The organism is Enterococcus sp. HMSC061C05 (assembly GCF_001814765.1).
GTDB classification, from domain to species: Bacteria; Bacillota; Bacilli; order Lactobacillales; family Enterococcaceae; genus Enterococcus_B; species Enterococcus_B lactis.
Genome location: NZ_KV817725.1, coordinates 15765 through 40694, shown reverse-complemented (window position 1 = coordinate 40694; position 24930 = coordinate 15765). Strand labels below are relative to the sequence as shown.

Below are 24930 nucleotides of genomic sequence, written 5' to 3'. Positions count from 1 at the left end.
AGCAGGACCCGATCTTTTATACGACCATTTATGAAATATCCCTATTAGTCAAAATAATTGAAGCTTTGTTTTGGCGCTTGCGTTTTTTGTTCTTCCGGTGCTTTCAATTGACTGATTTGTGCTGTTTTCGCTTGTAATTCCGCCTGATAAGCAGCTTCTAACTCTGCGCGTTCGTTTCTAAACTCGCGTTGTTGTTCTTCTTTTGCTTCTTCAATTTTCTTTTGCAGATCTGTTTGGTATTCTGATATTTCCTGAGTCAGCTGCTTGATTTGCTTTTTTTGCTGCCATAGTGTTGCCGAAGCAGTTAAGAATACAATCAGTGCACCAATCAGCGCAGAACCGATAATCACTAAGATCAACGGTGCAGAAAAGGAAGTGAAGCCAAAACTTACAGGGACATTTTTATTGTTCAATACAGCAAAAAGAACAATAATCAAAACTAAGATAAATCCAAGAATCACATTGCTTTGCTTTTTCAATTCCTCCACCTACTTTTTGTTAAAAATTCCGCTGGCTAAATAATCACCAATCGTTGGAAACAGCGTATAAAATTTTGATGCAACTTCTAAAATAAACGGTTGATTGATTTCTCGTTTTGGATGTCTCATATTGCGGACGATCATTTTTGCCAACTTAGTAGGTTCTAAAACGATTTGCCCGACTTTTTCCAAATAGCTTCCGCTTGGATCAGCCTTGTCAAAGAAATCTGTCTCGATTGGACCTGGATTTACTGTCGTAACAGCTACACCAAGTGGTTTCAATTCTAATCGCAAGGCGTTGGAAAAGCCAAGGACTGCAAATTTCGTGGCAGAATAAACCGTTGATTTTGCAGTTGCCATTTTCCCAGCCATTGAGGCGATATTAATAATATGTCCTTGTCTTCTTTCTGCCATATCGATCGCAAATTTTTGTGTCAAAACCATCATTCCTAAGATATTGACTTCAAACATATCGTACGCTTTTCCAAGATCGAATGTAAGGAAGTCCTCGAAAATACCAAATCCAGCATTGTTTACCAGAATATCGACACGTCCAACTTCTTCCATTACTTTTTCATATAGTTCATCCACACTATAAGGATCGCTGACGTCTACTTTGAAAGCATAAGCCTCTTTGCCGCTCAAGCGTCTGCACTCATCTCTGACACCTTCTACAAATGCCATTCTTCGTGCGCAACTTATAACGATTGCTCCTTGCTTTGCTGCTTCATAACAGATTTGCGCGCCTAGACCACCTGAACTACCTGTTACTAAAACAACTTTATCTTCTAAATTCATGCCTCATCCTCCTCACGAAATGGTATCTCAATGCTATCAAAATCTTTCATGATCGTCGTGTTTTCAAACACTTCTTTTGCTTCTTTTTCAAGCTCTAGAGCTGCTTTTCCTAAATATCTTGCACTGATATGAGTAAGCAACAGCCGTTTTGCCTGCGCTTCTTTTGCAACTTCAGCAGCTTGATGAGTCGTAGAATGGAAATAGTTATGCGCCATTCTTGCTTCATCTTTATTAAATGTGCTTTCATGTACCAAAATATCACTGTTTTCCGCAAGCACAACAGAATTATGTGTTTTTCTCGTGTCGCCTAAAATAGTCACGATCCGCCCTTTTTTATTTGGGCCTACGAAATCTTTTCCATTGATCGTCCGACCATCTTCTAGTTGGATCGTTTCCCCTTGCTTCAGCTTGCCGTACAGTGGTCCAGCCGGAATGCCTAATTCTTTCAGACGATCCACCTGCAATTCTCCTTTATGATCATGTTCAACCACACGATAACCGAAACTGTCGATTCCATGATTTAGTTTTTTTGCATAAACAGAAAATTGCTGATCAGTAAAAATCGGGTCTGTTTCATTTAACTCGATGAATTTCAGCGGATAACTTAACCGTGTTTGCGAAATGCCTAAAGAGACTTTTATGTATTCCTCTATCCCTTTTGGCCCGTAAATCTCTAATGGCGTATCCCCACCTTGAAATGAACGGCTGCTGATGAGTCCGGGAAGCCCAAAAATATGATCGCCGTGTAAATGTGTAATGAAAATTTTACCGATTTTTCTCGGACGGATAGTCGTTCGCAAAATCTGCATTTGCGTGCCTTCACCACAGTCGAATAACCAAACTTCATTACGTTCGTCTAAAAGTTTCAATGCTATACTTGTCACATTTCTATGTTTTGCAGGAACACCTGCGCCTGTTCCTAAAAATTGTAATTCCATAATCTACCTGACTTTCTTTAAGTTCCTCTTTAATTTTAGGGGAAAAAGATAGGATAATCAACCGTAAGTCGAGAAAGGCTTCAAATAAAAACGATGTTCCTCTGTGATAACGTTTTCTTTAAACTCCATTGTAAAAACAGCAGCGAACCCTTTTGAGATTCTCTGCTGTTTTTATTAATTTGAAGATTCGGAACTCTCATTGTCATCGGAAGATTGCGGATGTTTGTCCTCCCAAGTCTTTTGGGCAGCTTCTTTCGCCTGCTTTTCGGCTTCCTTCGCATCATGCACATCTTTTTCGACATCTTCATAATCCAAACGGGTAATTTCTCCGCCTAATTCCATCATCACTAATTGATTCAATGGACGATTGTCTTCTTCATCCGCAATCAAAATCAGCCCCGTAGCTCCTTCACCGATTTTATTTCCTACAAAGTCGAACACAGTCTGAGCATCTTTTATTTCTTTTGCATCTTGTGTCGCACCGATCATCCCTCCAGCAAACCATCCTAATAAAATCCCCAGCGGCCCACCTAATACACCAACCAACATACCAATCAACCCACCAGTAGAAGATTTGTTATTCCCAGTAAAGTCGATAAAATCTTCTATTTTGAATTGATGGGTTCCATTGGGATCATGGCTGACAACGGCCATCTGTTCTCCTTTGATCGAACGAACAGCATGTAGTTTTTTGATTTCCGAAAATGCCTGATATGCTTGGCTTTCTACTTGAAAATTTAAAATGATTACTCGCTTGCTCATTGAAAACGCCCCTTTCATACCTTCTTGTTATTTATTTTACCTTTAATTGTAAAATAAGAAAAGAAAAGCACTCTTTCCTACCCAATAAAAAAGGAGAATGGCCTCAGCCATACTCCCCTTAGATTTGAAACTATATTTTTTGGTATTTGTTTTTATTTGTTTGCCTATTCGACAAATTCAAATTCAAATTCACCGATACGGACAAGGTCGCCATCTTTCGCCCCACGTGCCCGAAGTGCCTCATCCACACCCATACCACGTAATTGACGAGCAAAACGCATTACCGTTTCATCATGATCGAAATTCGTCATTTGGAATAATTTTTCGATCTTCTCACCGGATAAGATCCACGTTGCATCTGAATCACGATCGATTTGGAACTCAGGGCCTTCTGGATTGAATCCATAGTGTACAGTTTCTTCTTCCAGTTCTTCCTCGTACAATGGGAATTCTGGCGTTACTTCTAACAAGTCTGCTGTAGCATTCAATAACGCATCCAATCCTTGTCGAGTCACTCCAGAAATTGGAAATACTGGGATATCATCAGCGAATTCGTCTTCTTTTTCCTTGTTCAGCTGTTCTTTGAATTTCACTAGGTTTTCCTGTGCATCCGGCATATCCATTTTGTTAGCCACGATGATTTGCGGACGCTCTAACAAGCGTAAGTTGTAAGTAGATAATTCTTTGTTGATGGCAAGATAGTCTTCGTAAGGATCTCGTCCTTCCATCCCACTCATATCGATCACATGTAAAATAACTCGCGTTCTTTCGATATGACGAAGGAATTGTGTACCTAGTCCAACACCTTGCGAAGCTCCTTCAATCAACCCTGGCAAGTCTGCTGCGGCAAAACTTCTGCCATCACTTGTAGTAACCATTCCCAAGTTAGGGACGAGTGTCGTGAAATGATAAGCGCCGATCTTTGGACGAGCAGATGAAATCACAGATAGCAAAGTCGATTTTCCAACAGATGGAAAGCCTACAAGCCCAACGTCTGCCAATACTTTCAATTCCAGTTCGATTTTTCGTTCTTGTCCTGGTTCCCCGTTTTCAGCAATTTCCGGTGCAGGGTTCCGAGGAGAGGCAAACCGGATATTTCCTCGTCCGCCACGTCCCCCTTTCGCCACAACTAGTGTTTGACCATTTTCAATCAAATCTCCTAAAAGAGCACCAGTCTCTGCATCTCGGACAGTGGTTCCTTGCGGTACTTTCACATAGGTATCTTCTGAACCACGGCCGTGCATCCCTTTACTCATTCCATTTTCACCTGGCTGCGCTTTGAAATGGCGATTAAAACGAAAGTCCATCAATGTACGCAAACCTTCATCGACGATCAAGATGACATCACCGCCACGACCACCGTCTCCACCAGCCGGTCCGCCGTCAGGAACGTATTTTTCGCGACGAAATGCAACCATTCCGTCTCCGCCCTTGCCAGCTTTCACATCGATCGTTACTTGATCTAAAAACATGGACATAATTAAGTCCTCCTATTATTCAATTTATTTATTTGACTGCCTGAATTTCCACAATAAACAAAAGTCTTCCTTATTTTATCGGTGAAATCTGTTTTTGTCTATCATTTCAGCAAAAAGATTGATTGCCTTCTTCTTTTTTTATTATTTGGTAAGGTTTCCAACCATTTTTCTGCTATCGAGTATAATTTTTTGACAAAATATGCTTTGCGTAGCAGAATAACAGTGTATTAATTGTATTAATTGAGGATGCCGTTTCATAGCACCCCTAATAAAGGAGGAACTTTTGATATGACAGTAAAAGTAGGTATTAACGGATTTGGGCGTATCGGCCGTCTGGCTTTCCGCCGCATCAAAGAAGTATCAGATGATATTGAAGTAGTAGCAATCAACGACTTAACAAGTCCAACTATGTTAGCACAATTATTGCAATTTGACTCTACTCACGGTACTTATCCTGGCACAGTTACTGCAACAGAAGACTCAATCGTAGTGGATGGCGAAGCAACACGTGTTTATGCAGAACCCGACGCAAGCAAAATCCCTTGGGTAAAAGAAAACGGTGTAGATATCGTACTAGAATGTACTGGTTTTTATACATCTGAAGAAAAAGCGAAAGCGCATTTAGATGCTGGTGTCAAACGAGTAGTTATTTCTGCCCCAGCTGGTGCAATGAAAACTATCGTCTATAACGTCAATGATGATACATTAGATGAAAACGACCGAATCATCTCAGCAGGTTCATGTACAACAAACTGTTTAGCACCTATGGCTTATTTCTTGAATAATGAATTTGGGATCGAAGTTGGTACAATGACAACAGTCCATGCCTACACTTCAACCCAAATGCTGTTAGATGGACCAGTAAGAGGCGGTAATTTACGTGCTGCTCGTTCAGCTGCTGACAACACTATTCCACATTCTACTGGTGCTGCAAAAGCAATCGGCTTAGTTATCCCTGAGTTACAAGGAAAATTACAAGGACATGCGCAACGTGTTCCAGTCGTTGATGGTTCATTAACTGAATTAGTTTCAGTATTGAAAACCAAAGTAACTGCTGATCAAGTAAATGAAGCAATCAAAAAACACACAGTTGACAATCCTTCATTTGGGTATGATGATCGTCAAATCGTTTCTAGCGATGTCATTGGCACAACTCAAGGTTCAATCTTTGATCCAACCCAAACAGAAGTAACAACTGCTGGCGATTTCCAACTTGTCAAAACTGTTGCATGGTATGACAATGAGTACGGATTCACTTGCCAAATGATTCGCTTACTAGAAAAATTCGCTAACTTGTAATTTAATAAATCAAACAATAAAACAAGCCTTTGACTGGGTCCAGTCAAAGGCTTGTTTCTTTTTATCCTCTTGCATTTAAACTAGTTCAATGAACATATTGGTTTAAAAATTGTTGGACTACTTGCTGATACTTTTCAGGATCTGTCTTGTATGCTTCCGCATGCTCGGCTCCTTTTACAACATACTTTTCTTTTGGCCCCTTCGTTGCACGATAAACCTTATCCAACATTTCAAATGGTACAAATGTGTCTGCGTCTCCATGTATAAATAGCATCGGACGCTGGTTTTTCTTCAATTGATCCACTGCACTTGCCTCACCGAAAAAGTAGCCGGCACGGACTTTTGTCACTAGACTCGTTACTTGCATAAGCGGAAACGCTGGAAGACTAAACATATCGTCTAGCTGATACGCAAGCTCATCATGGACAGAAGAATAACCGCAATCTTCAATAATTGCTTTTACGTTATTTGGTAATTTTTCTCCGCTAGTCATCATGACAGTTGCTGCCCCCATGCTGACACCATATAGAACGATTTCTTGCGAGTTTCCATTTTCTTCTAACACTTTGTTGATCCACTGCACATAGTCTTTGCGCTCTGGCCATCCAAATCCAATATAATCCCCTTCGCTTTTTCCATGCCCTCTTGCATCTGGAACAAGGACATTGTAGCCCATATCATGGAACATCTTTGCATAATTGGTCATCGTTTCAGCATCTCCCATGTAGCCATGAGCAACTAGAGCTGTTTTTTCACTTTTCGTTTCAGCAGGAAGATAAATCGCTGATAATTTCAGACCGTCTTTCGAAGTGATTGTCCAATTGCTTCGGTTCTCTTTTGAACTAAACCACTTATGTGCATCCGTTTCTTTGGATGTCTGTGTTGTACCTGGTGTATCTTCATCTAAAAAGTCTTTCTCAGACGGCACGACAGCATAATTATAAAAATAATTCCCTGCAAACAATAGCGCAACGATTAGAACTAGGGCAACACCTAGAAGGATTTTCATCCAAAGTTTCATAAATTATCCATCTCATTTCTCTTTTTTCATCTAACCTTGAATTAGTATAATCAAAGAATCTCTACTATGCAATGTTCATTTTTATAACCTATAAAAAAGCAAAATAAAAAAGCAGAAATAACTGGCTATTTCTAGCGGATTATTTCTGCAGCAACTCATTATCTATTTTTTATTTTCAATTAATTTGAAGCTTGACCAAGGTTTCAAAAAGTCAAGGAGGAACAGTTCGTCATCAGAAATTCTTCCTACAACATTGACCCGTCCATCATTTTTCATGTCCTTCAAGGCGATTTGTGTTTCTCCCTTATATTGACCATACCCTTCATTATCAATCAGCACATCACCATGATGCATATCTCGCGTATTGTGAGGTGGAAAATCTTTTTCTTTATAATATACACGAGTCATCGTCGAACGAAGGATATACTCTGAGCGATCTCCTCGATAACTGTGGAGATTGTCAAACAAGCAGATTCGTTCGTTTTCTGTAATCCCTTCTTCCGTATCTACTTTCAATGTTGGATAATCTGCATTAAATGCTGCTGCCATTTCTTTCAATTCTTCTTCGCTTGCATACGCATTTCCAATAGAAATATCATCAATCAGCCCTGTAAGGATCAAATGCTTCACTTGTGTAGCAATCTCAAGGTCTCGGTGGTCTTCTAGTGTGCACAAGCCATCTTGTGTAGGCCAAGGGCCAAACTCAGCGGATTGCGAATTGACGAACGCCATCGTATTCAAATTATATTTTCTAAATTTTTCTGAACAAAAAACAAAATGGTCGTAGCCTAAACCAGAATATCGATGAGGATAAAAATTATGAGAACCTAATAAATTATCCGTGTTTGGCGAATAACTCATGATGTTGTCAACATAATTCGTGCCCGAACTCATATTGATCTCGATTTTGATACCGAAAGGATTACGCGTCATTTTTGCTTCTTCTGCTCCGGTGAACCCGATATCCAAGCGAACTCCATAGGCACCCATCTTATGGAAAAAGGATAAGTCATCGTAAGAAATCTCCAACTGTTCAAATAACGCTGGATTGATATCTACCATTACTTCCATGCCTAGGCTATTCGCATAATCAACTACTTCTTTAAATTCTGAAAGAACTTTTTCTTTGTCGTCGTTGATCTGCAGTAAACTGGTAAAAACCCGTTTATACCCATACTTATGAGCTAAATCCAAGTACGCTTTGTCCTTTTCAAATGTTGATCGTTCTGGATAAATCGAGATTCCTAATTTTCCCATATTACCATTTCCTCCTGCATCTTTTCGTTTTTGTATCCACTTACATTATAGCAAAGACAAAATAAATGGTCTACACCTTTTCTTTTTCTTTTAAAATAAATGATAAATTCCAATAATTTAAGTAGGTATTTCTCCTCTATTTTGTTATCATTAAAGATAACAAAACAGTAAATTGGAAAGGAATAGTTATGAAGAAAAATAAAGTTATTTTAAGTATTAGTTTAGCTGCAGCATTATTGTTTGCTGCTGGTTGTTCCGCAAACAGTACGACTTCTCCTAGTTCATCGGCTGAAAGTTCAAAGAGTACATCCACTGCGGAAAGTACAACTGCCAGTAGTGTCGATTTGAATGCATTGGAATTGCCACAATTGACGAAAGATGTAGCTGAAAACGAGGATTTAGTCGAAATGGTGACAAATAAAGGCACAATCAAAATCAAATTATTCCCTGAATATGCACCTAAAGCAGTTGAAAACTTTATGACACACGCAAAAGATGGTTACTATAATGGCCTGACTTTTCACCGCGTCATCAAAGATTTCATGATCCAAGGCGGTGATCCTAAAGGCGATGGCACTGGAGGCGAAAGCATTTGGGGAGAAGGATTTGAGACAGAGATCAACAACCACCTTTACAACATAAGAGGTGCGTTATCTATGGCTCGCTCACAAGATCCTAACAGTAACGGCAGCCAGTTCTTTATCGTCCAAAATTCAGATGATATGCATGATGGCCTTTTAAAAGATGATTACCCTCAAGCGATTATCGATGCTTATAAAAACGGCGGTTATCCTTCCCTGGATGGTCAGTACACTGTCTTCGGTCAAGTGATTGAAGGAATGGATGTCGTGGATGCTATTGCAAATGTCGAAACAGATAGTTCAGACAAACCAAAAGAAGAAGTAAAAATTGATAAAATCAATATACTGCAAGAAGCAAAATAAACAGAACATAAAAATGACGTCTGAATCTAGCAAATATGACAAAATGTGCTAGATTCAGACGTCTTCTTTTTACATAAGAAAGCAAGTAAGCATCCTTCTATTTTTCTATAACAACTTTTTTATGTTCAAGCATTTTGGTTGACGATGAACGTGAACTCACACTCACAGACTTTTTTATCATCTACATATGCTGCAGATAACGCTGTACCGACTGACCCCTTCATTTTGGTGATTTCAAAATGACATTTCAGTACATCTCCTGGAACAACTTTTTGACGGAATTTGGCCTTATTGATTCCACCGATATAAGCTCGTTTTCCTAGGAACTCTTCTGATTTTAGGATAAGGATCGAACCTGCTTGTGCCAGTGTTTCTAGGATCAACGCACCCGGCATCACTGGATTGTCAGGAAAGTGACCTTGGAAAAAATCTTCATTGATCGTTACATTTTTTGTCGCAACGATCTTTTTTCCTGGTTCTAATGTATCTACATAATCAATATAACAAATAGGATAACGATTAGGGATCAAGTCCATTACTTCAGTAGCAGATAATACGTAAGACATAATTAAACTCCTTCTTTCAGGCGATTGCCATTTTCATTACTTTGACTATCAAAGTATCATATTCCTAAATATTTAGCAATCTTTTTTTAATTTAAGAAAAAATAGTTTGACAATCAAAACATTTTGACTAATAATTAAGAAATCAAGAAGTTATTTTAGCTATTATTCTCTATTTTTTACGACTATCAAATTTTTATCAGAAACAAAGGAGAGTCATTATGTCATTTCTAGAAGGAAAAAAAATCGTCATCATGGGCGTCGCTAACAAAAAAAGCATTGCTTGGGGGTGCGCTGAAGCAATGTTGAAACAAGGGGCAGAGATTATCTATACTTACCAAAATGAACGAATGAAAAAATCATTAGTCAAATTGGTCGGCGAAGAAGCATTCACGGTAGAATGTGATGTTTCTAGCGACGAAAGCATCGAAAAAGCAATGAATGCCATCGGTGAATATGCTGGAGAGATCCACGGCCTTGTCCATGCAGTTGCTTACGCCAACAAAGAAGAATTGTCCGGAAATGTGTCTGATATTTCCAGAGACGGCTATCAATTAGCTCAAGATATCAGTAGCTACTCTTTGATTGCTGTATCAAAATACGCACAACCGTTTCTTGCACCAAATAGCGGAATCGTTAGCATGACTTATCTAGGTTCAGAGCGCGCAATCCCGAATTATAATATGATGGGTATCGCGAAAGCTTCTCTTGAAGCAGCTATCCGTTATTTGGCAGCTGAGTTTTCACCTAAAGGCATCCGAGTCAATGGTATTTCAGCTGGAGCAATCAAAACATTAGCTGTTACAGGGGTTAAGGACTATCAAAAACTGATCCAGTTATCTGAATCTCGTACGCCTGATCAGCAAGGTGTAACGATCGAAGAAGTCGGTAATGCTTGTGCTTTCTTGATCAGTCCTCTTTCCAGCGGGATCATCGGTGATATTATCTACGTTGACAAAGGTGTCCATCTTTCATAATCCTTTTGTTACATTCTTTAAAGTAAAACATATAAAAATCAGGAAAAAACTTTTTAAAGTCTCTTCCTGATTTTTTTCTTTTTTTACGTTTTTTCAACTTATTACTTTGAAATTACTCCACGACTTCAATCCAGCCTTCTGGTGCTTCTATGTCCCCGAATTGAATACCTGTCAATTCATCATACAACCGCTTTGTTACTGGTCCTACTTCCGTTTCGCTATAAAATACATGCAGATTGTTATTGTGGTAGATCCCACCGATTGGAGAAATAACAGCCGCTGTACCACATGCACCAGCTTCTGCAAATTGATCTAGATCATCAATGAAAATATCTCCTTCTATTGCTTGAAGTCCTAGTCGTTCTTCAGCTAATTGCAGCAAAGAATATTTCGTGATACTTGGTAAGATAGATGGCGATTGCGGGGTGATGAATTTTCCGTCTTTCGTAATCCCAAAGAAATTTGCTGCCCCTACTTCTTCGATTTTCGTGTGTGTGGCTGGATCAAGATAAACACAATCTGAGTAATCCAGTTCTTTTGCTTCTGTTCCTGGAAGTAAACTTGCTGCGTAATTTCCGCCGACTTTTGCTGCGCCAGTTCCCTTAGGAGCAGCACGATCGTAATCAGATACAATAAAGTTCGTTGGTTTTAGCCCACCTTTGAAATACGCTCCTACTGGCGTACAGAAGACGACAAATAAGTATTCTGGAGCAGGATGGACACCGATGTTTTCACCGACCCCAATCAGTAAAGGACGCAAGTATAATGTAGCGCCTGTTCCATACGGAGGCACGAAAGCTTCATTTGCTTTTACCACTTGCTTAACAGCATCAACGAACATTTTTTCAGGGACCATCGGCATCAGCAAGCGTCTAGCACTTTGATTCATCCGCCGACTATTTTGTTCAGGTCGAAAGAGATTGACCTTCCCGTCTTTACGACGATAAGCTTTTAGACCTTCAAAACATTGCTGACCATAATGAAGCGCTGGAGAGCCTTCATGAATCGTCAGGTAATTATCTTCTGTCAATTCCCCTTCTTCCCATTGTCCGTCTTTCCATTTGGCAATAAAACGCCAAGGAGTTTTGATATAAGAAAATCCTAAATTGTTCCAATCGATTTGCATATACTTACCACCTTCGTTATTTTCTCCACATTTTATCATTATCCATATTATTTGTCATTTTATTTTCAGCTTTTTCCTTTATTATAGTTATTTTTGCTATTTCCTTTTTTGAAAACTTCTTGGTACAATACAGAAAGAATCAAATTTTAGAAAAGAGGATTTTATGTTTTCATTATTAGCAACTGCCGGTACGACAGACTCTTCTGGCGAGACATTGACAGATCAAGCTGTCAGCAAAGTAAATGCGTTTCAGCGGTTTTGGGACGGGATTGATTGGGACGCCATTTTGGCTGCCTTTATCCAAAAAAGTTTATATCTGATTTTTTTGATCGTCCTTTTTTGGATTCTTCACCGTGTGGGAAAATATCTGATTGATAAGTCTTTTAATCAGTATTCTAAAAAAGCCATTCTAAACGAGAGCCGGTTAAAGACTTTACATAGTCTTTTAAATACTATTTTTCATTATACCCTTGGTTTCTTCTTTATCTATGCAATTTTATCTGCTATCGGTGTACCGATCGGTTCACTTTTGGCTGGTGCCGGAATTGCAGGTGTGGCGATCGGCCTTGGTGCCCAAGGGTTCATGAGTGATGTTATTACCGGATTTTTTATTATCATGGAACAACAGATGGATGTTGGAGACTACATCAAGTTAGCAAACTTAACGATTGAAGGAACCGTCGTATCTGTTGGTATCCGTACCCTTCAGCTGAAAGCAACGGATGGTACTGTCCATTTCATCCCGAATCGAAACATCACCACGATCAGCAATCTCTCTCGTGCAAATATGCAAGTACTTTTAGATATCCGGATCGTTCCTGAAGAAGGATATGACAAAATCTATGAGATCATTGATCGAGTAAATCATACATTAGCTGAAAAATACCAAGAAGAGCTTCAAACTGAACCTTCCATCTTTGGTTTAGTGGATCTTGGTAATAGTAATTTTGCTATTCGAACGGTCTGCTACGCATTGAACGGAAAACAATATGCCTTAAAAGAAGAGTTTTTGAGCTCCTATGTCAAAGAATTGACAGCTTCTGGGTTCACGATTCCGAACAGTCCAATTGCTGTCGGAAAATAATTTGGACAAACGATGCAACGGATCTCACTAAAAAGAGCGTGGGACAAAAGTAAAGAACACTTTTGTCTCACGCTCTAAACACGTATAAACGGCGGAAGCAGAAGCAACTCCTTCGGAAATAAGCTGAAATTCACAAAAATTTGAAAAGCAATTTTCGTGAATTCCTTCTTATTTCTTGAAGTTAAACGCTTCTGTCCCAGCCTCTTTTTCAAGATAAAGTCAAAACTGGTACGCTTTTGTTTCTACTTATTTTTTGATTATCTTTCAGTTTCTCGTTCTTTAGCTCACAATATCGATTTGTTCTTTTAATTCTTCGATCTTCGGAGACAATATATTGCGACGTTCTAATTCATGCACCATGAAGTTTACGGCTTTAAGCAGCTCTTTCCTTGTGATGATTCCTTTGAAAACCCGTTCTTCTGTGACAACCGGTAAAAAAGGCGAATCAACTAACAAATGGAGTACTTCTTCTAGTTCCCAATTTTCATCAATCGTCGGAACATCCGTTTCTGTTACATCAGCAACTGTTAGTCCTTCTAACGGATCCATGCTGATTGTTTGCAAGTCAATCATTTTATTGACCACATCTGATAAACTTACTAGTCCTACAAAGTGATCATCTTTTCCTAATACAGGAATTTTGGAATAACCGACCTTCGATAAGACAAGTAAACCATGGGATAATGGATGATGATACATAACATTTGCCACATTTTCTGCAGGAATCAAAAACGTTTCCTGATTTTCCAGCAGCATTTCTCTTACTATAGGTCCAATCATCTGATGGCCTCCATTTCTATTTCATTCAACACTACTATTTTACCGAAACCGGATGCAAAATTCATAAAATAAAGCTTATTTTTATTAAAAATTAGAGTTTTTTTATTCAGCACTCTCTTGAAAAAGAAAAGGCCAACTCTTCAACTGCCTGATGGGCACGGTTATAGTATTGAACAGAAATTTGGTCATCTAAACTTTCAATAAGAGCATATGATGGGATTTGGATCGGGCCTCTAGGTTGAGAAATACTTCCAGGATTCAAAAACAGGATTTTCTGATCCATCTCACAGCCTATTTGATGGGTATGACCAAAAAACACCATATCGGCATTTGCAGCTCGAGCTTCGATTGCTAACTGTGTCAAACCAAATCGAACATTCGATAAATGGCCATGAGTCATGAATACTGTATCCTGACCAGTTTGGATCACTTTTTTCTGTTCGAATCCTGGTCCATAATCACAATTACCTTGAACCACTTGGAATGTATCCCATAATGGGTCAGAAGCTTCTAATTCCGAATCACCACAATGGAAAAAGATATCCACTTCAGAACGATAACGATCTACTAAGTCAACGAGGATCTCTCTGTCTCCATGATTATCACTTACTACTAAATACCGCATCTATCTCTCTCCTTCCAGCCATTGTTTCCACTCGGCACTCAATTTTTTCATTGCTTGAGCCCGATGACTGATCTTGTTTTTTTCTTCGCTCGATAATTCTGCTGCTGTTTGTTTCTTACCTTCTGGGATAAATAAAGGATCATACCCAAAGCCATTTTCGCCAGATGGTATACGGGCTACTCGACCGGGCCATTCCGCTTCTACTACAAGGCTGTCTTTTTTGGGTGCCGCGAATACTAATGTACAATGGAATTGTGCTGTTCTTTTTTCATCCGGCACATCTGTCAATTCATATAATAATTTGGCGTTATTCCCCGCATCACTTTTTTGTTCCCCTGCAAAACGTGCAGAATAGATTCCTGGCATACCGCCTAACGCATCCACTTTCAAACCTGAATCATCTGCTAAGACTGGTTGATCAAGCAATTGTGCAATCGTTTCTGCTTTTAATCGGGCATTTTCTTCAAATGTGCTGCCAGTTTCTTCCACATCTGGCAATTCAGGATAGTCAAGTAATGTTTTTACATGATATCCCGCTTCTTTGAACATATTTCGAAACTCTTCTGCTTTTCCTGGATTTCTTGTCGCAATGATGATTGTTTTTGTTTCTTCTATCCGCTCATTATCTTGAGCAAATTCTGTTAGCAAAGCATGTTTTTGCTCTTTGATCAAATCTTCAATCGCGTTTTTTCCAAAAAAGAGCATTTCATTCAACTGTTCTCCATCAAACGTTGCTTCTTCTCCAGTTCCTTGAATCTCCACGAATTTTCCTGATTCTGTCATCACGAGATTCATATCTACAAGTGCTGCGGAATCTTCTTGATAGTCCAAATCTGTCACGCAAGTCCCATCCGGCAAGATCCCTACGCTAACTGCAGCAAGATGCTCTTTGATTGGATCTTCTGACAATTCCTTTTCTCTTAAAAGCTTTTCAATTGCTAGTCTCAACGCGACGAATGCCCCAGTGATGCTAGCTGTTCTAGTTCCGCCATCCGCTTGGATCACATCGCAGTCTATGATGATACTACGCTCTCCCAGCTTTTCCAAGTCTATTACTGCACGCAAGGAGCGACCAATAAGACGCTGGATTTCCATTGTTCTACCAGAAAGTTTTCCTTTGCTGCTTTCTCTACGATTTCTCGTACTCGTTGCTCGAGGTAGCATACTGTATTCAGCTGTTACCCACCCTGTTCCTGTTTCTCTCAAAAAGGGAGGTACAGAATCCTCTACTGTTGCAGAACAAATAACTGTTGTATCACCAAAACGGATCACAACCGATCCCTCTGGATATTTGAAAACATTTGTTTGAAGCTCCAGTTTACGAAGCTCTTGGGCTTTTCTCCCGTCATGACGCATCCTTATTTTCCTCCCAATTCAATATGATCTACATTTAGGTGTCCGATTCCAAGCCAGTCTTCAGCTATTTCTTGGAAAAGTTTAGCAGATCCTGTTGTATAAAACTGACATAATGTCCGTCCATTTTGCGGTGAATTGCTCAAATTGAAATAATCGAGTAGCATAGATACTTCACCTACTGTTTCTGCTCCAGAATCGATCAGTTGAACATTTTCCCCCACTACATTTTGAATGATGGGGCGCAATAATGGATAATGGGTGCATCCCAAAATCAATGTATCGATTTTTTTAGTCGTTAACGGAGCTAATGTTTCTGCCACGATTTTTTTTGCCACAGATGAATGGTATTCATTACTTTCGACAACTGAAACAAATTTGGGACAAGCAAGACTTGTCACAGTCAATTCTGGCACTTTCTCTTTCAATGCTTTTTCATAAGCTTGACTTTTTACCGTACCAATCGTACCGATAATGCCAACTTGTTTATTTTGTGTTTTTTTTACTGCTGCTCTTGTACCGGGAAGGATCACACCGATGACTGGAATAGAAAGAGCAGCTTTGATTTCTTCTAAAGCAACCGCAGTTGCGGTATTGCAGGCAATCACCAGCATCTTGATTCCTTGCTCCACCAGATAATCCGTCATTTCCCAAGTATACTGGATTACCTGTTCCGCAGGTCTAGGACCATACGGGCAGCGTGCTGTGTCTCCTACAAATAAAATATTTTCATTCGGTAATTGTTTCAGGGCTTCTTTTACTACAGTTAAGCCGCCAACACCTGAATCAATAAATCCGATAGGGCGATTATCTGTCAATCGTATCATCCTTTTTTTCAATAAATTCTATCTTCCCTATTGTGTACTTTTTAGCGTGAATTTTCAAGTGCTCTCACTTGCTTAAAACAATCAAAATCTCTTTTTTTCGAATGGAAAGAGGAAAAGCGGTTGTGACTTAGTTTGCCACAACCGCTAAAAGAATCATCTATTAATAACTGTACCGTCTCTTTTCCAAGTAACCGGAAAGCAGAGAAAGCGCGTAACACACCACGAAGTACATAAGTGTCATGATGATGAACATTGGAAGCACATAATTGGTATTCTGTCCATAAATAATACGTGCCTGATGAGAAAGTTCAGGTAAAGAAATGATTACTGCTAATGATGTATCTTTGATCAGTGAAATCAATTGGCTCACAATTGCCGGGATCATCGATTTGAATGCTTGCGGCAAAACAATCGTCCGCATCGTTTCTACATAAGTCAGTCCCGTTGACAATCCTGCCTCCATCTGCCCTTTCGGAACAGCATTAAGTCCAGCTCGGAAAATTTCCGACAGCATAGCTGATTCAAAGATCGTCAATGCTGCAACAGCAGACCAGAAGATGTTCATCTGGACGCCAATCTGAGGCAAAGCAAAATAAGTGAAGAAAATGATCAATAATAATGGAAGATTTCGTATGATATCGATCACAATACCAAGGATTTTGGACAAGAAAGGGATATTCGCAAAACGAATCACACCTGTCAGACCACCAATCAAGAAACTGAAAATGATCGAAAACAATGAAACTTCAACAGTAACCTTTAATCCTTCCAATAAAAAACGGACATTCATCCATGAAAAAGCGCCGCTAAAATCCATGTATTTCCCCTCCTTCTATGAACGAACCGCCCATTTTTTCTCAAGATAAACCATTAAGTAAGATAACGGCAGCGTGATAACTAAGTAAAATAACCCAACGATGATATACGTATCGAAGGTATTGAATGTTTCACTGGCAATCAAATCTCCTTGATACATCAAATCCAAACCAGCTACGATTGCTAAAATAGACGAGTTTTTCACAAGATTAATAAATTGGTTGCCTAATGGCGGAATAACGATTTTGAATGCTTGGGGCAAAACAATATAACGCATAATTTCTGAATAGGTAAATCCAGAAGACAATCCTGCTTCTGTTTGGCCTTTTGGTACGGTTTGAATCCCTGAACGTACTGTTTCAGCAATAAAAGCGGATGTATAGATAGTCAAGCCAATCGTCCCTGCTTGGAATCCGTCTAGATTAAACCAATAAATAGGTACGACAACATAAAAAAACATCACGATGATCAATAATGGAATGTTTCTAAAAAATTCTACATATGCCTTTGCTAAGGCACTTACTACTTTATTCTTTGATAATTGGAAGATTGCCATCAACGTTCCGATAATCAAACTAAACACAAGTGCTAAGACACTCGAAAACAATGTGATCTTGAACCCGTCGACAAAGATTGGTCCATAAGTCTGTATCAATTCGCTCATTGCCTCTCCCCCTTACTCTACTTTTCCTTCAGTTTCATTTGGAAACCATTTTTGATAGATTTTATCATATGTGCCATCTGCATGCATTTCCTCTAGCGCTTGGTTAACAGCTTTCAAGAAGTTTTCTTGTCCTTTGTTGATCGCAATTCCATAAGGCTCATTAGTAAACGTTCCGCCGACTAACTCGTACTCTGGATTTTCATCTGCAATCCCTAACAAGATCGCATTATCCGTAGTCATTGCGTCTCCCTGGCCAGATTGTAACGCAGTAAATGCTTCTGCATAATTTTCCAATTCCAGAATGTTTGCATCTGGTGCATGCTGTCGGATATTCGCAGCCGACGTAGAACCTTTGACTGCTAGAACTGTTGTAGAAGCATTCAAATCATCTACACTTTTGATTTGGCTTCCCTTCTTTACCAACAAAGCTTGGCCAGCATCGAAATAGACATCTGAAAAATCGACTTGTTTTTTTCGTTCATCTGTGATCGTCATCGTCGCAATAATCGCATCGATGTTTCCGTTTTTCAATAACGGGATCCGCGTTTTAGAAGTGACTTCAACAAATTCCGCTTTTCCATTCTCACCAAGGATCTTTTCAGTGATTGCTTTTGCAATATCTACATCAAATCCTTGTACGGTTCTGCTCTCAATATCCATCATTCCAAATAATCGAGTATCATATTTGACACCCCAGATGATTTCATTGGTAGATTTGCTTCGCTCTAAAATATCTTCATTTGCCAACCCATTTCCTTTACATCCGGCTAGTGCAAGAAAAGCAATGCCTAAAAGGAAAATCAGGCGTATTTTTTTAAACCTGCGCATCTTTTTCCTCCTATCAATGATTGATAACTTTACTGATAAATTGCTGTGCTCGGACTTCATTTGGATTTTCGAAAAAGTCTCTCACATTTCTGCTATCTTCCAATACTTCTCCGTCAGCCATGAAGATGACACGATCCGCAACTTCTTTGGCAAAGCCCATTTCATGCGTCACGACAATCATTGACATGCCGTCATGCGCCAATTTTTTCATGACGTCCAATACATCACCAATCATTTCCGGATCCAAAGCAGAAGTAGGTTCATCAAACAGCAGCATCTCAGGATTCATCGCTAAACCTCTGGCGATTGCCACCCGTTGCTGTTGTCCACCGGATAACATGGAAGGATAAGAATCTTTCTTATCTAACATATTGACAGTTTTCAGAAATTTCTCCGCGTTTTTGACTGCAGTTGCCTGGTCTTGCTTTAACACTTTGATTGGTGCTAATGTAATATTTTCCAGAACGGTTTTATTAGGATACAAATTGAAATGCTGGAAAACCATGCCGATATTCTTTCGGACTTCTGTCAACTTTGTCTTTTTATCATGCAAGTCAGTATCATTAATTAGTAGCTTACCTGAAGAAATCGTCTCTAATCCATTGATACAGCGAAGCATCGTGCTCTTTCCTGAACCAGAAGGACCAATGACAACGACAACTTCTCCTTTCTCGAATTCGAGATTGATATTTTTTAATGCGTGGAACTTGCCATAATATTTATCCACGTGATCAAATTTAATCATTGCCATAGAATTACACTCCCATTATTATTTAGTAAGATTTCTTTTAAAGATGTATAATAAAATACATTATATCTGATAGTTTAGTAATTTGTAAAGTTTCTTAGAACGTTTATTCTCCCATAAATATTTCTTTCATTTCTAATCTATTAGTTATTTTATCCTCTTTCCTTGTTTTTTCCTTAGGAACTGTTGTTTCTTGTCAGGAAAAACGGTAAGATATTAAGTGCTCAGACTTACAAATCGTAAAGAGGTGTCTTTTTTGAAAAATATTATTTTAACGGGAGATCGACCAACTGGGAAGCTGCATTTAGGGCATTACGTCGGTTCTCTAAAAACCCGAGTGGCTATGCAAGCAGACGAAGACAACCAACTGTTTGTCATGATTGCTGACATGCAAGCACTGACCGATAATGCTAAAAATCCTGAGAAGGTTTCATCAAATGTCTTGCAAGTTGCTTTAGACTATTTAGCCGTGGGATTAGATCCTGCAAAATCTACTTTATTTATCCAATCACAAATTCCGGAATTAGCTGAGTTAACCATGTATTATTTGAACTTAGTCAGCGTAGGACGCGTTCGGCGCAATCCGACTGTCAAAACAGAAATCGAACAAAAGAAATTCGGTGAAAGCGTGCCTACAGGATTCTTTATCTATCCTGTTTCTCAAGCAGCTGATATCACTGCATTCAAAGCGAATCTCGTACCTGTTGGCGAGGATCAAAAACCAATGTTAGAGCAGACACAGGAAATCGTACAAAGCTTCAATCATACATATGGTGAAGTCTTGGTGGAACCGAAAGGCGTATTCCCACCAAAAGGAATGGGTAGGTTACCTGGAATCGATGGAAATGGCAAAATGAGTAAATCGTTAGGAAACGGTATTTATATCTCCGATCCTGCCGATGTCTTACAGAAAAAAGTTATGAGTATGTATACTGATCCAAACCACATCCATGTACAAGATCCTGGACAAGTAGAAGGGAATATGGTCTTCACCTACTTGGATGTATTCGGAACAGATAAAGAAGCAATTGAAGAAATGAAAGCTCATTACCGCCGCGGCGGACTTGGTGATGTAAAGATCAAACGATACCTCATTGATGTATTGGAAGCTGAATTTGCACCGATCCGCGCACGCCGAGAAGAATTGGAAAAAGATCCTTCAGCTGTTATGGAAATCTTGCGTAAAGGTAGTGAAGAAGCTGCTAAAGTAGCTGCACAAACACTTTCTGAAGTAAAATCAGCAATGGGAATCAATTACTTCCATTAATTCATTTACTCTAAAAAACAGGCTGTAAAGGCCTGTTTTTTTATCTCGTCTCTGTGCTATTCCTTTTTTAAAATCAAAAAAAGAGATGTGACAAACTTGTGTCACATCTCTTTTTCAAATGAATAGTCTTCAAAAGCTACTTGATCGTTACTTACTATATTTTCCCTCTTAGCGAATACTTGCCTCTAGGTTTTCTATCAACGCTTTTTCGACTTTTTCCATCGCTTTATTGATTTCTTCATCTGTCAATGTTGCTTCAGGGTTGACGAATGTCAGGCTATACGCCATGGATTTATGTCCTTTTTCGATGTTTTCTCCTTGATAGACATCAAATAATTGGATATCTGTTAAAAATCTTCCAGCAGCAGAATGGATAACTTCTGTTAATTCCTGATTTGTCACAGTTTCTTTTACAAGCAAAGCGATATCTCGGCTGACTGCTGGGAATTTTGTCACTGCTTCAAAAACGATTTCTTTTTGGGCAGCTTCCACTACAGCAGATAAATCAAACTCAGCAACATATGTTTCTGGAATATCATAACTTTTGGCAATTGTCGGATGTACTTGACCGACAAAACCGATGAATTGTTCGCCAAGGTAAATCGCAGCAGTTCTTCCAGGATGCATTTCTTTTATTTCTGTCACCGTTTGATAATGGATATCTTCATGGATACCTAGTTGTTCAAATAAGTTTTCTAAAAGACCTTTGATGGTGAAAAAGTCTACGTTTTGTGCTTTCGTCTGCCAATCTTTTTCTTCCCAAATACCAGAAATAGCGATTGCTGCATGTTTTATTTCTTGTGGCAGATGTGTGCGCGGATCATTTTCTTGGAAGAATACTCGACCGATTTCATATAAAGCAATCTCTGTATTTTTTCGAGCAGTGTTATAACTGATATCATCTAATAGTCCGCTGATCAAATTCATTCTTAATACAGAACGTTCTTCGCTCATTGGCCAGTCCAAACGTGTAATATTACTTTCTTTTATAACAAACTGTCTTGATTTTTCTTCTGTTGTCAATGCATAACTGATGGCTTCGCTCAATCCGCTTCCTTCAAAGATTGTACGAATTTTACGAGTAGTTTCTTGTTCTTTTGACAAGCTTCCAGCAACCGTTTCTCCACTTGGAAGAGTAGATGGCAACTGGTCGTATCCATAAATACGAGCAACTTCTTCGATAATGTCTGCTTCGATTTGGATATCCCATCGTCTTGGTGGTACGACTACGGAATAAACATGATCCTTTTCTTCATAGCTAAATCCAAGTGCTTCAAAAATCTCATTTACTTCTTTAACGACAAGAGATGTTCCTAAATATTGATTGATGCGTTCAAGTGAAATCTTCACTGATACGTCTTCTGCTTTGATTTCTGAACCTTTGACCGCACCTTGTAGAACTTCCCCACCTGCAAGAGAAACGATCATTGCTGCAGCAACCTCACTGGCTTCTCCAACAGTTGCATGGTTGATCCCTTTTTCAAAGCGTGCAGAAGATTCGCTACGCAAATTAAATTGTTTTGCTGTACGACGGATCGAAATTGGATCAAACAAAGCAGATTCCAGTGCCACTGTTGTTGTTTCATTCGTAATCTCTGAATCTAATCCACCCATGACACCAGCCAAAGCAACTGGTTCTTTGCCATTAGTGATGACAAGATTGTCAGTTGTCAATTCCCGAGATTCTCCATCTAACGTGACTAATGTCTCATTTTCTTTTGCATGACGGACAAGGATCTCATTTGATTTCAATTTGTCGTAGTCAAATGCATGTAGTGGTTGTCCGAATAAAAGCAAAATATAGTTCGTCACATCTACTACATTGTTGATTGGGCGGATGCCTTCATTCATCAAAAGATTTTGCAGCCATTGAGGACTTGGTTGGACGTTTACTCCTTCAATGATGCGGATTTGATAGGCAGGAACGACTTCTTTATCTTCAACTGTCACTTTGATTCTATCGCTAGCAAGTTGTGATGATTCTACTAATTTCTCGTCATCAAATGTAGGCGTCTGACGATAGATTGCCCCAACTTCATAAGCTACGCCACGCATTGACAATGCATCTGCACGATTTGGTGTGATAGACAATTCAATGATCGAATCATCCATATCTAAATAAGGAAAAACTGGATCGCCATTTACAGCTTCTTGTGGCATATAATAGATACCTTCAGCGTATTCTTTCGGTATAACACTGTCTGAATAGCCAATTTCTTGTAACGAGCAAATCATGCCATTTGATACTTGACCACGCATTTTCCCTTTTTTGATCTTCACATTTCCAGCAATCCGTGAGTTAGGAAGCGCAACGATCACTTTGATTCCGACCTTCACATTAGGCGCTCCACAAACGATTTGAGACAGTTCGTCTTCACCAATATCGACTTGACAAATAGAAAGGTGATCAGAATCTGGATGTGGTACACATTCCTTGACTTCACCGACAACGATTTTTTTCAAGCCTTCTTCTGGAACCGTGATTCCCTCGACTTCGATTCCTGTTACAGACATTTTATCCGCTAATTCTTTTGGTGTTACATTCGATAAATCCACATAACGATTAAGCCATTTATATGAAACTAACATCTTCTTACTCCCCCTTGAACTGACTTAAGAAACGTAAGTCATTTTGATAGAAATTACGGATATCATTCACTCCATACCGCAACATAGCTACGCGGTCTGGTCCAAGGCCGAAAGCAAAGCCTGAATATTCTTCTGGATCGATTCCTGACATCTTCAACACATTCGGGTGCACCATGCCAGCTCCTAAAATCTCGATCCATCCAGTGTATTTACATACGTTACAACCGGCACCACCACATTTGAAACAGCTGACATCTACTTCTACTGATGGCTCCGTAAATGGGAAATAACTTGGACGCAAACGGATTTCACGATCTTCCCCAAACATTTTTTTCATTACGACTTCTAATGTTCCTTTAAGGTCGCCCATCGTGATGTTTTTATCAACAACTAGCCCTTCAATTTGATGGAACTGATGGCTGTGGGTCGCATCATCTGTATCTCTGCGGAAAACTTTTCCTGGCGAGATCATTCGTAGAGCACCCTTAGAGAAATCATGCTTTTCCATTGTTCGTGCTTGGACTGGTGAAGTATGTGTCCGAATCAATATCTCGTCTGAAATATAGAAAGTATCTTGCATGTCCCTTGCCGGATGGTCTTTTGGCAGGTTCATCCGTTCGAAATTGTAATGGTCAGACTCTACTTCGTAACCTTCTACGATCTGATACCCCATACCTACAAAAATATCTTCAATTTCTTCCATGATTTGCGTCACGATATGACGTGTACCATGCTTTACTTTTCTACCAGGCAATGTCACGTCTACTGTTTCTTTTGCCAAAGCTGCATTTAACGCTTCTTCTTCTAATACTTGTTTTTTTCGCTCTATTTCTTCTGTCAAAAGGTCTCGGATCTCATTTGCGAAACTTCCGACTTTTGGACGTTCTTCTGGACTTAGATCTTTCATCCCACGCAATACTTCTGTGATCGGTCCTTTTTTTCCTAACGTTTCAACACGTATTTGATTTAATTCTTTTAAATCTTGTGCCGCCGTGATTTTGACGATTGTTTCTTCTTTCAAGCTCTCTAATTGTGCTTGTAAAGACATGTGCTTGTTCCTCCTTTAAATTCCAAATACAAAACAAAAAGACCTCATTCCTGTTAAGGAACGAGGTCTTCGCGTTACCATCCTAATTTGCGGATAAATAAACTTACACCGCACTCTTACTTCGTTAACGACAGTTGCCGGTCTGATAATGATCAGACGAACTCGGAAAGTGAACTTCATTTTTCAAACACAGGACCTGTTTTCAGTCTGTGACAGATCTCCCTGAACTGGTTTAGCCAAACTACTCTTTTTCGTCATCGTTCTTTTACTTATTCGTATGGACTATAGTTTACAAGATTTTTTTTACAAAATCAACCGCATTCTTCCTCTGTGACCCATTTTTCGCTCCAAACTTGTATTTGACGCATTGCTTTTTGCAAGTCTGCTCCTTTTTCAGTCAAGAGATATTCTGAACGGCTTTTTTCACTACAGGCAATGTTTCGAGTGACTATTCCTTCTTTTTCTAATTCCTTCAAGCGTTCGACCAATACCCGATCACTAACCATCGGGATTTTTGCCGCAAGCTCGACAAAGCGTTGCGGACCATTTTCGAGTAGTACATCGATAATCAATCCGTTCCATTTTTTTCCTAAAATAGAGAACGTTTTTTCAAATTTAGGACACAAAACGAATTCTGTCTGTGTTAGCTCCATCATACT

The 24930-nt window shown here is 39.3% G+C and carries 25 protein-coding genes; 5 read left to right on the top strand and 20 right to left on the bottom strand.

Annotation, left to right across the window (positions count from 1 at the left end; genetic code table 11):
* Nucleotides 1–44: 44 nt before the first annotated feature.
* From HMPREF2988_RS01640 to obgE, 5 genes are all read right to left on the bottom strand, one after another.
* Nucleotides 45–488 carry a LapA family protein gene (locus HMPREF2988_RS01640; RefSeq protein ID WP_002390566.1) on the bottom strand — a complete coding sequence of 148 codons (444 nt, stop codon included), beginning with the start codon at nt 486–488 and terminating at the stop codon, nt 45–47.
* Entirely contained in the window at nt 489–1277 is a 789-nt protein-coding gene (locus HMPREF2988_RS01635; protein WP_002329154.1) for an SDR family NAD(P)-dependent oxidoreductase, read from the bottom strand.
* A complete protein-coding gene (gene rnz, locus HMPREF2988_RS01630) occupies nt 1274–2215 on the bottom strand; it encodes a ribonuclease Z (protein ID WP_002313806.1) in 942 nt (313 codons plus the stop codon). The genes HMPREF2988_RS01635 and rnz overlap by 4 nt, the downstream gene beginning before the upstream one ends.
* Before the next feature lie 174 nt (nt 2216–2389).
* On the bottom strand, nt 2390–2977 hold the full coding sequence (locus tag HMPREF2988_RS01625; RefSeq protein WP_002309384.1) for a hypothetical protein: 588 nt from the start codon (nt 2975–2977) through the stop codon (nt 2390–2392).
* A gap of 164 nt (nt 2978–3141) precedes the next feature.
* Nucleotides 3142–4455, bottom strand: a complete 1314-nt coding sequence (gene obgE / locus HMPREF2988_RS01620) for a GTPase ObgE (RefSeq protein ID WP_002295805.1) — start codon at nt 4453–4455, stop codon at nt 3142–3144.
* Nucleotides 4456–4743: 288 nt separating this feature from the next.
* Here obgE and gap point away from each other — a divergent pair, with 288 nt between their 5' ends.
* Entirely contained in the window at nt 4744–5754 is a 1011-nt protein-coding gene (gap, locus tag HMPREF2988_RS01615) for a type I glyceraldehyde-3-phosphate dehydrogenase (protein ID WP_002309387.1), read from the top strand.
* 85 nt (nt 5755–5839) lie between these two features.
* Here gap and HMPREF2988_RS01610 read toward each other — a convergent pair whose 3' ends face one another.
* Both HMPREF2988_RS01610 and HMPREF2988_RS01605 read right to left on the bottom strand, forming a co-directional pair.
* Nucleotides 5840–6775, bottom strand: a complete 936-nt coding sequence (locus tag HMPREF2988_RS01610) for an alpha/beta hydrolase (protein ID WP_024635159.1) — start codon at nt 6773–6775, stop codon at nt 5840–5842.
* Between the two features lie 162 nt (nt 6776–6937).
* Entirely contained in the window at nt 6938–8032 is a 1095-nt protein-coding gene (locus tag HMPREF2988_RS01605; RefSeq protein ID WP_002315099.1) for a DUF871 domain-containing protein, read from the bottom strand.
* A 188-nt stretch (nt 8033–8220) separates the two neighbouring features.
* Here HMPREF2988_RS01605 and HMPREF2988_RS01600 point away from each other — a divergent pair, with 188 nt between their 5' ends.
* Nucleotides 8221–8976, top strand: a complete 756-nt coding sequence (locus HMPREF2988_RS01600; protein ID WP_070769876.1) for a peptidylprolyl isomerase — start codon at nt 8221–8223, stop codon at nt 8974–8976.
* Between the two features lie 125 nt (nt 8977–9101).
* On the opposite strand, the gene fabZ is transcribed toward HMPREF2988_RS01600, so the two are convergent.
* Nucleotides 9102–9542 carry a 3-hydroxyacyl-ACP dehydratase FabZ gene (fabZ, locus tag HMPREF2988_RS01595; RefSeq protein WP_002309395.1) on the bottom strand — a complete coding sequence of 147 codons (441 nt, stop codon included), beginning with the start codon at nt 9540–9542 and terminating at the stop codon, nt 9102–9104.
* Nucleotides 9543–9760: 218 nt separating this feature from the next.
* Here fabZ and fabI point away from each other — a divergent pair, with 218 nt between their 5' ends.
* Nucleotides 9761–10516 carry an enoyl-ACP reductase FabI gene (gene fabI / locus HMPREF2988_RS01590; protein ID WP_002295795.1) on the top strand — a complete coding sequence of 252 codons (756 nt, stop codon included), beginning with the start codon at nt 9761–9763 and terminating at the stop codon, nt 10514–10516.
* 112 nt (nt 10517–10628) lie between these two features.
* Here the strand turns inward: fabI and HMPREF2988_RS01585 are convergent, their stop codons facing one another.
* Nucleotides 10629–11681 carry a branched-chain amino acid aminotransferase gene (locus HMPREF2988_RS01585; protein ID WP_002316226.1) on the bottom strand — a complete coding sequence of 351 codons (1053 nt, stop codon included), beginning with the start codon at nt 11679–11681 and terminating at the stop codon, nt 10629–10631.
* A gap of 124 nt (nt 11682–11805) precedes the next feature.
* On the opposite strand from HMPREF2988_RS01585, the gene HMPREF2988_RS01580 reads away from it, so the two are divergent.
* Nucleotides 11806–12726, top strand: coding sequence for a mechanosensitive ion channel family protein (locus HMPREF2988_RS01580; RefSeq protein ID WP_002315101.1), 921 nt, complete (start codon nt 11806–11808; stop codon nt 12724–12726).
* A gap of 279 nt (nt 12727–13005) precedes the next feature.
* On the opposite strand, the gene cbpB is transcribed toward HMPREF2988_RS01580, so the two are convergent.
* The 8 genes from cbpB to HMPREF2988_RS01540 all read right to left on the bottom strand — a co-directional run bounded on the left by cbpB (nt 13006) and on the right by HMPREF2988_RS01540 (nt 19370).
* Nucleotides 13006–13506: a cyclic-di-AMP-binding protein CbpB gene (cbpB, locus tag HMPREF2988_RS01575; protein WP_002309404.1), complete on the bottom strand. Its 501-nt coding sequence runs from the start codon at nt 13504–13506 to the stop codon at nt 13006–13008.
* 106 nt (nt 13507–13612) lie between these two features.
* Nucleotides 13613–14131, bottom strand: coding sequence for a metallophosphoesterase (locus HMPREF2988_RS01570; protein WP_070769875.1), 519 nt, complete (start codon nt 14129–14131; stop codon nt 13613–13615).
* Nucleotides 14132–15487 carry a ribonuclease PH gene (rph, locus tag HMPREF2988_RS01565; protein ID WP_002309406.1) on the bottom strand — a complete coding sequence of 452 codons (1356 nt, stop codon included), beginning with the start codon at nt 15485–15487 and terminating at the stop codon, nt 14132–14134. It abuts the gene before it with no gap.
* A 2-nt stretch (nt 15488–15489) separates the two neighbouring features.
* Nucleotides 15490–16311: a glutamate racemase gene (gene racE / locus HMPREF2988_RS01560; protein WP_002315102.1), complete on the bottom strand. Its 822-nt coding sequence runs from the start codon at nt 16309–16311 to the stop codon at nt 15490–15492.
* A 160-nt stretch (nt 16312–16471) separates the two neighbouring features.
* Entirely contained in the window at nt 16472–17128 is a 657-nt protein-coding gene (locus HMPREF2988_RS01555; RefSeq protein WP_070769874.1) for an amino acid ABC transporter permease, read from the bottom strand.
* A gap of 15 nt (nt 17129–17143) precedes the next feature.
* Complete coding sequence (locus HMPREF2988_RS01550; protein WP_002288038.1) at nt 17144–17791, bottom strand: amino acid ABC transporter permease; 648 nt, start codon at nt 17789–17791, stop codon at nt 17144–17146.
* Nucleotides 17792–17803: 12 nt separating this feature from the next.
* Entirely contained in the window at nt 17804–18619 is an 816-nt protein-coding gene (locus HMPREF2988_RS01545; protein WP_002309411.1) for a transporter substrate-binding domain-containing protein, read from the bottom strand.
* Between the two features lie 13 nt (nt 18620–18632).
* A complete protein-coding gene (locus tag HMPREF2988_RS01540; protein ID WP_002288042.1) occupies nt 18633–19370 on the bottom strand; it encodes an amino acid ABC transporter ATP-binding protein in 738 nt (245 codons plus the stop codon).
* Between the two features lie 253 nt (nt 19371–19623).
* Between HMPREF2988_RS01540 and trpS the strand changes: the two genes are divergently transcribed.
* Nucleotides 19624–20634 carry a tryptophan--tRNA ligase gene (gene trpS, locus HMPREF2988_RS01535; protein ID WP_002288045.1) on the top strand — a complete coding sequence of 337 codons (1011 nt, stop codon included), beginning with the start codon at nt 19624–19626 and terminating at the stop codon, nt 20632–20634.
* Nucleotides 20635–20802: 168 nt separating this feature from the next.
* Here the strand turns inward: trpS and pheT are convergent, their stop codons facing one another.
* The 3 genes from pheT to HMPREF2988_RS01520 all read right to left on the bottom strand — a co-directional run bounded on the left by pheT (nt 20803) and on the right by HMPREF2988_RS01520 (nt 24924).
* The gene (gene pheT, locus HMPREF2988_RS01530; RefSeq protein ID WP_070769873.1) at nt 20803–23223 is read right to left on the bottom strand and encodes a phenylalanine--tRNA ligase subunit beta; all 2421 of its coding nucleotides are present in this window, start codon (nt 23221–23223) and stop codon (nt 20803–20805) included.
* Between the two features lie 4 nt (nt 23224–23227).
* Nucleotides 23228–24271 carry a phenylalanine--tRNA ligase subunit alpha gene (gene pheS / locus HMPREF2988_RS01525; RefSeq protein WP_002292949.1) on the bottom strand — a complete coding sequence of 348 codons (1044 nt, stop codon included), beginning with the start codon at nt 24269–24271 and terminating at the stop codon, nt 23228–23230.
* 311 nt (nt 24272–24582) lie between these two features.
* A complete protein-coding gene (locus tag HMPREF2988_RS01520) occupies nt 24583–24924 on the bottom strand; it encodes a winged helix-turn-helix transcriptional regulator (RefSeq protein ID WP_002292948.1) in 342 nt (113 codons plus the stop codon).
* Nucleotides 24925–24930 lie beyond the last annotated feature (6 nt).

Bases quoted from the DNA above. Each gene is read 5' to 3' on its own strand.
- HMPREF2988_RS01555 (WP_070769874.1), bottom strand. From the start codon at position 17,128: ATGGATTTTAGCGGCGCTTTTTCATGGATGAATGTCCGTTTTTTATTG.
- HMPREF2988_RS01520 (WP_002292948.1), bottom strand. From the start codon at position 24,924: ATGGAGCTAACACAGACAGAATTCGTTTTGTGTCCTAAATTTGAAAAA.
- HMPREF2988_RS01585 (WP_002316226.1), bottom strand. From the start codon at position 11,681: ATGATAAAATGTGGAGAAAATAACGAAGGTGGTAAGTATATGCAAATC.
- HMPREF2988_RS01545 (WP_002309411.1), bottom strand. From the start codon at position 18,619: ATGCGCAGGTTTAAAAAAATACGCCTGATTTTCCTTTTAGGCATTGCT.
- HMPREF2988_RS01580 (WP_002315101.1), top strand. From the start codon at position 11,806: ATGTTTTCATTATTAGCAACTGCCGGTACGACAGACTCTTCTGGCGAG.
- fabZ (WP_002309395.1), bottom strand. From the start codon at position 9,542: ATGTCTTACGTATTATCTGCTACTGAAGTAATGGACTTGATCCCTAAT.
- HMPREF2988_RS01625 (WP_002309384.1), bottom strand. From the start codon at position 2,977: ATGAGCAAGCGAGTAATCATTTTAAATTTTCAAGTAGAAAGCCAAGCA.
- cbpB (WP_002309404.1), bottom strand. From the start codon at position 13,506: ATGATTGGACCTATAGTAAGAGAAATGCTGCTGGAAAATCAGGAAACG.
- HMPREF2988_RS01605 (WP_002315099.1), bottom strand. From the start codon at position 8,032: ATGGGAAAATTAGGAATCTCGATTTATCCAGAACGATCAACATTTGAA.
- racE (WP_002315102.1), bottom strand. From the start codon at position 16,311: ATGATACGATTGACAGATAATCGCCCTATCGGATTTATTGATTCAGGT.
- rnz (WP_002313806.1), bottom strand. From the start codon at position 2,215: ATGGAATTACAATTTTTAGGAACAGGCGCAGGTGTTCCTGCAAAACAT.
- HMPREF2988_RS01635 (WP_002329154.1), bottom strand. From the start codon at position 1,277: ATGAATTTAGAAGATAAAGTTGTTTTAGTAACAGGTAGTTCAGGTGGT.
- gap (WP_002309387.1), top strand. From the start codon at position 4,744: ATGACAGTAAAAGTAGGTATTAACGGATTTGGGCGTATCGGCCGTCTG.
- HMPREF2988_RS01610 (WP_024635159.1), bottom strand. From the start codon at position 6,775: ATGAAACTTTGGATGAAAATCCTTCTAGGTGTTGCCCTAGTTCTAATC.
- fabI (WP_002295795.1), top strand. From the start codon at position 9,761: ATGTCATTTCTAGAAGGAAAAAAAATCGTCATCATGGGCGTCGCTAAC.
- HMPREF2988_RS01570 (WP_070769875.1), bottom strand. From the start codon at position 14,131: ATGCGGTATTTAGTAGTAAGTGATAATCATGGAGACAGAGAGATCCTC.
- pheS (WP_002292949.1), bottom strand. From the start codon at position 24,271: ATGTCTTTACAAGCACAATTAGAGAGCTTGAAAGAAGAAACAATCGTC.
- HMPREF2988_RS01550 (WP_002288038.1), bottom strand. From the start codon at position 17,791: ATGAGCGAATTGATACAGACTTATGGACCAATCTTTGTCGACGGGTTC.
- pheT (WP_070769873.1), bottom strand. From the start codon at position 23,223: ATGTTAGTTTCATATAAATGGCTTAATCGTTATGTGGATTTATCGAAT.
- HMPREF2988_RS01540 (WP_002288042.1), bottom strand. From the start codon at position 19,370: ATGGCAATGATTAAATTTGATCACGTGGATAAATATTATGGCAAGTTC.
- rph (WP_002309406.1), bottom strand. From the start codon at position 15,487: ATGCGTCATGACGGGAGAAAAGCCCAAGAGCTTCGTAAACTGGAGCTT.
- obgE (WP_002295805.1), bottom strand. From the start codon at position 4,455: ATGTCCATGTTTTTAGATCAAGTAACGATCGATGTGAAAGCTGGCAAG.
- HMPREF2988_RS01600 (WP_070769876.1), top strand. From the start codon at position 8,221: ATGAAGAAAAATAAAGTTATTTTAAGTATTAGTTTAGCTGCAGCATTA.